Annotated in this window: 4 protein-coding genes; 1 reads left to right on the plus strand and 3 read right to left on the minus strand. The window is 40.6% G+C overall.

Features of this window, described 5'->3' with window-relative positions:
* Window positions 1-8 precede the first annotated feature (8 nt).
* On the plus strand, window positions 9-2,444 hold the full coding sequence (locus ACO1O5_RS21125; protein ID WP_486273820.1) for a hypothetical protein: 2,436 nt from the start codon (window positions 9-11) through the stop codon (window positions 2,442-2,444).
* A gap of 160 nt (window positions 2,445-2,604) precedes the next feature.
* On the opposite strand, the gene ACO1O5_RS21130 is transcribed toward ACO1O5_RS21125, so the two are convergent.
* From ACO1O5_RS21130 to ACO1O5_RS21140, 3 genes are all read right to left on the minus strand, one after another.
* Window positions 2,605-3,393 (minus strand): alpha/beta hydrolase, encoded by a 789-nt coding sequence (locus ACO1O5_RS21130; protein WP_486273822.1) that lies wholly within the window; start codon window positions 3,391-3,393, stop codon window positions 2,605-2,607.
* A 281-nt stretch (window positions 3,394-3,674) separates the two neighbouring features.
* Window positions 3,675-4,547, minus strand: a complete 873-nt coding sequence (locus tag ACO1O5_RS21135) for an aldose 1-epimerase family protein (RefSeq protein WP_486273824.1) — start codon at window positions 4,545-4,547, stop codon at window positions 3,675-3,677.
* Between the two features lie 88 nt (window positions 4,548-4,635).
* On the minus strand, window positions 4,636-6,883 hold a 2,248-nt coding region (locus ACO1O5_RS21140), incomplete at its 5' end, for an FN3 associated domain-containing protein (RefSeq protein ID WP_486273826.1).

Below are 6,883 nucleotides of genomic sequence, written 5' to 3' on the forward strand. Positions count from 1 at the left end.
AACATAAAATGAATACTTCGATTTTACATAAATTTTTTGCCCGGTTTTGTTTTATTTGCCTGACGCTGTCATTGTATGTCTCTGCCTTGAGCCAAACAAATAAGATTGATGAAATCACATCGGGCTATAATGATTACGTTAAAAATCATTTAAGCGAAAAAATATTTGTACATACTGACCGCTCCTATTATTTATGCGGAGATATTTTGTGGTTTAAAATTTACCTGGCCAACGCCATCGATAATAAACTGCTACCTGTAAGTAGAGTAGCCTATGTAGAAGTGATGAATGCACTTCACCAACCGGTTTTACAGGGTAAAATAGCAATGGAAAACGGTACAGGCAGCGGCTCTTTTGACCTGCCTGCTTCCATCCCTTCAGGCAACTACGAATTGAGGGCTTACACCAACTGGATGAAGAATGATTCGCCTGATCATTATTTCAAAAAGATCATCACCATAATTAATACTACGCAAAATCCTGGTGATTCATTATTACATAATAAGATTAAGTATGAAGCCCAATTTCTGCCTGAAGGAGGTAATCTCGTAAATGGCCTTGCGAGCACGGTAGCTTTTAAAGTAAATGATAGTTACGGAAAAGGTGTTAATTGTAACGGTGTGATTGTTGATCAATCGAACGATACAGTTGCTCATTTTCGGTCATCGCACTTTGGTATGGGCCAATTTATGTTAACTCCTCAAAATGGCGTTAGCTACAGGGCTGTTATCACGCTAAATGATACTTTAGCAATTACTAAAAATCTACCCGATGCCTATAATACCGGGTATGTAATGCATGTAAGTAAATCTGATACAAGCCATGTAAATATCTCGGTGTATTCTTCTTCGAATATGCCTTCGTCAAACCTTTACGTTGTTTGCGAAACCCGCGGGCATATCAATTTTGCTAAAAAAATCGCTCTCGAAAATAACCAGGCTGCATTTATATCCGATATAGATAGTCTTGCAGATGGCATGGCACAAATAACGCTTTTTAACGATGATCTTCAACCCGTTTGCGAACGCCTCTGGTTTAAAAGACCGGCAAGAAAAATGCTGATAAAAGCTACAGCGCAGAAGCAAACTTATAACCATCGTGATAAAATTGATATTGATCTGCAGACGACTAACATCTCAGGCAATTCACTTGAAAGTAATTTGTCGGTTTCAGTTTACAGGTTGGATAGTTTAAACACACCCACAGATGAAGACCTGTTTTCTTATTTGTGGCTCTCATCCAATTGCAGGGGTTTTATTGAAGATCCACAGTATTATTTTAAAAACGATGATGCCCGGACTAATACTGATCTTGACAATTTACTACTCACGCAGGGGTGGAGAAGATTCGACTGGAAAAATGCCTTGCCTTCAAAACATTATTCATTTAATTATGTGCCCGAAAATTATGGCCACATCATTACCGGTAGAATCACAAATGATATTACCGGGAAGCCCGCAGCCGGCATATTGGTATACCTATCGGTACCGGGTAAACGCATTCAACTGTACGGTTGCCTGAGTGATTCAAACGGGTTAATCCATTTTGATATGAAGGATTTTTATGGGCCGAGCCAGGTTGTAATCCAAACAAATACAACAAACGACAGTACTTTTCACCTCGAAATTTTTAGCCCGTTTTCTGAGCAATATGCTAATGATCTGCTTCCTTCATTACATATTTCTGAAAATAGCAGCGATGATTTACAGGCTGCCAATTTGCACATGAAGATTGAAACTGCCTATCATCAAAAAGAGATGCAAAAATTGCAACCACTCTCAATTGATACATTGCCTTTTTATTACAAACCATCTGCAACGTACCTGCTCGATAATTACACCCGTTTTACAACCATGGAAGAAGTACTGAGAGAGTATGTACCCGAAGTGAACGTAAGCAGAAGAGGTAGAAACTATCGTCTATTTACCTTCAACCAACCGGCTTTCAACGTGCAATCCAAACAAACAACATCCATTTTCTTCGATACAAATCCGCTCATATTGCTGGATGGCGTCCCTGTATTCAACGCAGATAATATAATAGCTTATGATCCCCTGAAAGTTCAAAAACTGGAGGTGGTAGCTGCCAGGTACCATTGGGGACCTATTGTTGCCAACGGTATTACAAGCTATACAACTTACAAAGGCAACATGGAAGGCTATGTGCTAAATCCACGAGACCTTGTAGCCGATTATGAAGGGTTGCAACAACAAAGAATATTTTACTCGCCAGACTACGCAACGGCCGACGCCATCAACAGTCGTTTACCTGATTTCCGAGATGTCTTATATTGGTCGCCTCAAATTAGTACGGGCAAAAGAGGCGACGGACATTTCTCATTTTATTCCGGCGACATTTCAGGAAAATATTTGGTGGACTTGCAAGGCATTGCATCAAGTGGCGAAGCGGGTGCTACAAGTTTTATATTAAATGTTGAAAAATAAAAGTTCTTTCCCAATAAACTTGTGTCGCATATTCAAAAATTCACCCGTGAGTCTAATGATTCTTTAACGTGAACCAATAGTTCTTCGTGTAAGAGTTAACGTTATATGCAGCATAATAAGTTGGTTCCATTAATAATCCGGGCAACCAATAGCCGGTTGATTAAAAACCCTTCCTGTTGAGCCATTCCAGGCAATACTCAGCCACCTCTTTCCACCCATGGTCTGATGCCAGGGAATGGCCACGATTTTCAAACAACTTGAATTCTGTAATTACTGAGGAGTTATATTTTTTTGCGGATGCTTTGCCAAGTATCGGAGGTGCAATGTGATCTTTTTCTCCGCCGGTAATCAGCAACGGACCACGTGTGGCATTTATGGTATCCACTTTTGTTTCCTTGCCTGCGAATGTTGCTAATGCAGCCTGGAAAAGCGGCCTGGCTGGTGCAGGAATAGTCCAGAGGTCATAGAGTTCCTTAGCTTCATCTTCAGGAATGGCGTTGGCAAAACCATATTTGAATTGATTAAAAGTAAGAGAGATCGCTTTATTAAAATTGAAGGGATTTCCTAAAACCGGTAAGGAAGCTTTAAGTGCCGACAATGGAAGCTGCCACACTCCTTTCATAGGTGCAGGATCAAGAGCAATACCGGCCGCCGCAATACCGCGGCCCAATATAATCTGCGCAATAAGGCCTCCAAATGAATGCCCTATAACGATCGGCGAATCAGGGAGAGTTGCAATTACTTTAGCATAACTGTCGGCAACTTCTGTAACACCCCTGTTAGCAATCGCCTGCGGGTTGGCACGACATAAAGCAACTGAAACGGAATCGCCCGGCCATGACGGATTCAACGTTTGGTAACCTTTTTCATTAAAGAAATCCATCCACAGTTGCCATGAACTGGCGTGCAGCCATAGCCCATGGATAAACACAATTGTTTTCTTAGCCATGCAGTGTTTGTTTTAAGATTGATTGAAGCATCTCTACCAAATTAATTCATTTTTGACAATCGCTATCGATGATTATCACTGCTGAATTTAATTAGATGAAGAGACAATCGATATAAAAAACCGTCTTATTCTATACTATAATTTCCCGGAGTTTTTTTTTGAACAATAGATAACAGCAGGTATAAAATTTTTGCGTTTATTCAATACCGTTATACAAACTTGAGAATAATTATATATAAAATGTATTGGAGTGTTAAATTCGATTGCAATTCGCTGTAACATTAAAAGAAACGCACCTCCCATTCTCTCTTCCACGAGTTACCTGCTGCCAGTGTTTCTATTCCTTCTTTCTGAATCAGTTGCTGATTATGATCAACGGAATCTGTAATGCCACACCAAGGCTCAATGCATACAAAATCACCGCCCTTGGCGGCCCACAAACCGAGATAAGGGAATCCTGTAAAATGAAAATCAAGGCCATGAGACCCGCGATCGCTAAGGAGAGAAATCTTGTGAGATTTCAAATGTTTAAAGACTAAAGCGTCGTGCTGAAATAGTGTATGGCTAAGATTAATGCGGGAAGAATTAATAAGAAAGTCAATTGGAGCTTGTTGTATTAACCCTTCTTTATTTATGGGCCAGCGCCCGGCACTTTCCTGCTGATCGAACAGCAGGTAGTAATCTTCATAAACTGTCCCTTCAACCAATGGCACGCTAAAGGCAGGATGTGCACCTAGAGAAAAATACATCGTTCCTGTACCGGTATTCTTTACTTCATAACTTGTTTTTAAGAAGTCATTGTCCAACCCGTAGGTAAGTATTAATTCAAAGTGAAAAGGATAATTGACCAGGGAGGCACCTGATTCTTTTAAAATAAAGGAAACTTTTTGTTCTTCCTGTCCAGTCACTTCAAATTCGGCATCCCGTGCAAAACCGTGACGTGAAAGCGTATACGGCTTATCGTTATAAAAATAAGTATTGTCTTTTAAGGTACCGACAATGGGAAACAATACCGGCGATTTTTTACCCCAAACTGACGGATCGCCGCTCCACATGTATTCAAGCCCGTTATCTTTTTTTACGACGTTATTTAATTCGGCGCCTTTAGATTTAATAGCAACCTTTATTACCGCATTTTCCAGATTAACAATCATAATTAATAATTTTTAAACCTTCTTCTTCACTCAATGGGACTGCCGGCTCCTTTGCCAATCGCCATGGAAAGATATTCGCTATATAAAATCAATTAAAAAATACTTCATCTGCAAAAACCCACCCCTTATCGCCCTTGCCCTTATGCCACGCCGGTAGTTTACTTACGGGTTTCAATATCACTTTTAGAATCTTAACCTTCCTGGCATTGAAGTTTATGTCATATCCGGTAAGGTAGGCAGGTATTACCTTACCCGGCTGTTCCGGCTTCAAACGTTTAATTAAATGAAGCGCTGCTTCGCTGTTTCCTCCCCAAACTTCTATTTCCTGCGGTGGCATTAAATAACTGCCGATATCAACGATACTACTAACGGTAACGGATGAAACATCCGCTCCTTTATTAAAATAAAAAATTGCTTCCAATGGATTGACCCTGCAAGCCAGCCACATGCCATCCCTAAAATTGAGACTTCCTTTTTTGCCATCGTGTAAAGTTGCGGCACCATCTCCTCTATATGTCGAATCGGGCGCACTTAACAGCGCTACAGAATCGGGGACAATACCAGCTTTATAAAATGTTTCTTCAACAACATCGCTGCTTATCCAGCCCGGTTTAAATGCCTTCGCTTTTATCGTTTCTTTTTTAGCGATCATCGCTGTATCACTATAGATGGGAGCATTAACGCTGTCGGGATCTGTTCCATCCGTTGTATAACGAATAGTAACTCCTTTTACATAATGCTTTAATTGAAGTGGCACCGGTTGGGTAATTACCTGTTCTTCATTTTGGATAACAGGTGGATTTAGCTTGATGACCACCGTATCTCCCCTGAACCCGGTTTCAATACTGGTAGCTTTAAATTGCTGCTTCAGTCTCTTTATATCATCCGGAGGTATTGTGGTGCTCCAAACGTATAAGTGGGTCAGCTTCTGAAGGTTAACTAACGGACTAAGGCTAGACGATTTTATTTTTGTCCCGGACAGTGCCAGTGATTTTAATTCCTTCAGCTTTGTCAACTCGTTTAAAGTAGCACCTGTAATATTAGTAAAAGATAAATTGAGCTTTCTAAGGTTTGAAAACTGGGCAATAGTCTTAAGTTCGTCATCAGTTACAGGCATCTTATCGAGACTTAGTGTCACAACCTGTTTTTTCACGTCAAGCAACTCTTTTAATTGTTCCGGCTTAAAATGTTCGATACCAAAAAACTCAACCCCCAATGCCGGAGAGCCTATCGCCAGCGGCTTTACCACGCGGTAATTATTGTTCAATGCGGCTACCTTTTTTTCATCGGCCGGGGCGAAAGTATAATCATCCGTTTCAATGGTTTGAAATAATGAAGCAGCCAATAAACGCAAACTATCATTGCCGGGAAGCGAGTCAACTTTTGCAGTAAAGCTTGCACCATCTTTTATCCAATAATATAATATCTGCGCTTCTTCTTCAGTTAATTGCGGTTTGCCCTGCGGGGGCATGTGTTTTTTGCTTTGCGGCGGCAAATGAATTCGTTGCATCAGCAAACCAAAATCATTCTGCGTGGTGTCCCATAACTTTCCATCCTTTCCACCTTTCAACAACAAGTCTTTCGTTTCCATTACGAGTCTGCCTTTTGCTTTATCAGAATTATGGCAACTCATACATTTAGTTTCGAATATAGGCTGCACCATATCTGCGTACACGGCGGCATCTTCAAACAATACCACGGGTTTTTGCTTTTCAGATATAACAGGTGCCAATAGAAAATTCTGCCCATGTGTAATATCGGCGCCAAGATGACCCGTTATAATAATCATTACCATCGCAGCAAGAGCAGTGCTCAACAATGCCGGCCGTACCTGCCGTACTTTATCTCTAAAAATATACCATGCCAGCGAAAGAAAAGAAATAAAAATGCCTCCCCATTTGTGCCACACCAACAAGTCGGCGGTATAACCCTCTTCTCTTGAAAGAAATAAGCCCATCAAAGCAGTAATAACGGAAGTGAAGGCAGCAATCAATAAGAGATCATCTCCTATTTCTGTTTTAACGCCCACATATGATCTTTTATAACCCGAAAACAATTCCCAGAAAATACATAACGCCAGCATCACAATAGGGAAATGAACAAACATTGTATGCATACGTCCCACGACCTGCAACCACGGCGGTACATGCAGCCTGCTATCGAATATAAACAGGAACAACAATAAAATATTGAGCGCAAATGTGGTATTAAAAATAATATTTTTCCAACGTCGCATGCGCTTAATAAATTTTAATTTCATCGATAAATAACCAGGCCTGCTTCCCTTTTCCGGGGTGCCATGCAGGAATTGATTGCAGGGGTTGTACAACAATTTT

This window comes from Ginsengibacter sp. (genome assembly GCF_057362405.1).

What these genes read in the sequence shown, in the direction of transcription:
- ACO1O5_RS21125 (WP_486273820.1), top strand. Translation starts at nt 9, where the DNA reads ATGAATACTTCGATTTTACATAAATTTTTTGCCCGGTTTTGTTTTATT.
- ACO1O5_RS21130 (WP_486273822.1), bottom strand. Translation starts at nt 3,393, where the DNA reads ATGGCTAAGAAAACAATTGTGTTTATCCATGGGCTATGGCTGCACGCC.
- ACO1O5_RS21135 (WP_486273824.1), bottom strand. Translation starts at nt 4,547, where the DNA reads ATGATTGTTAATCTGGAAAATGCGGTAATAAAGGTTGCTATTAAATCT.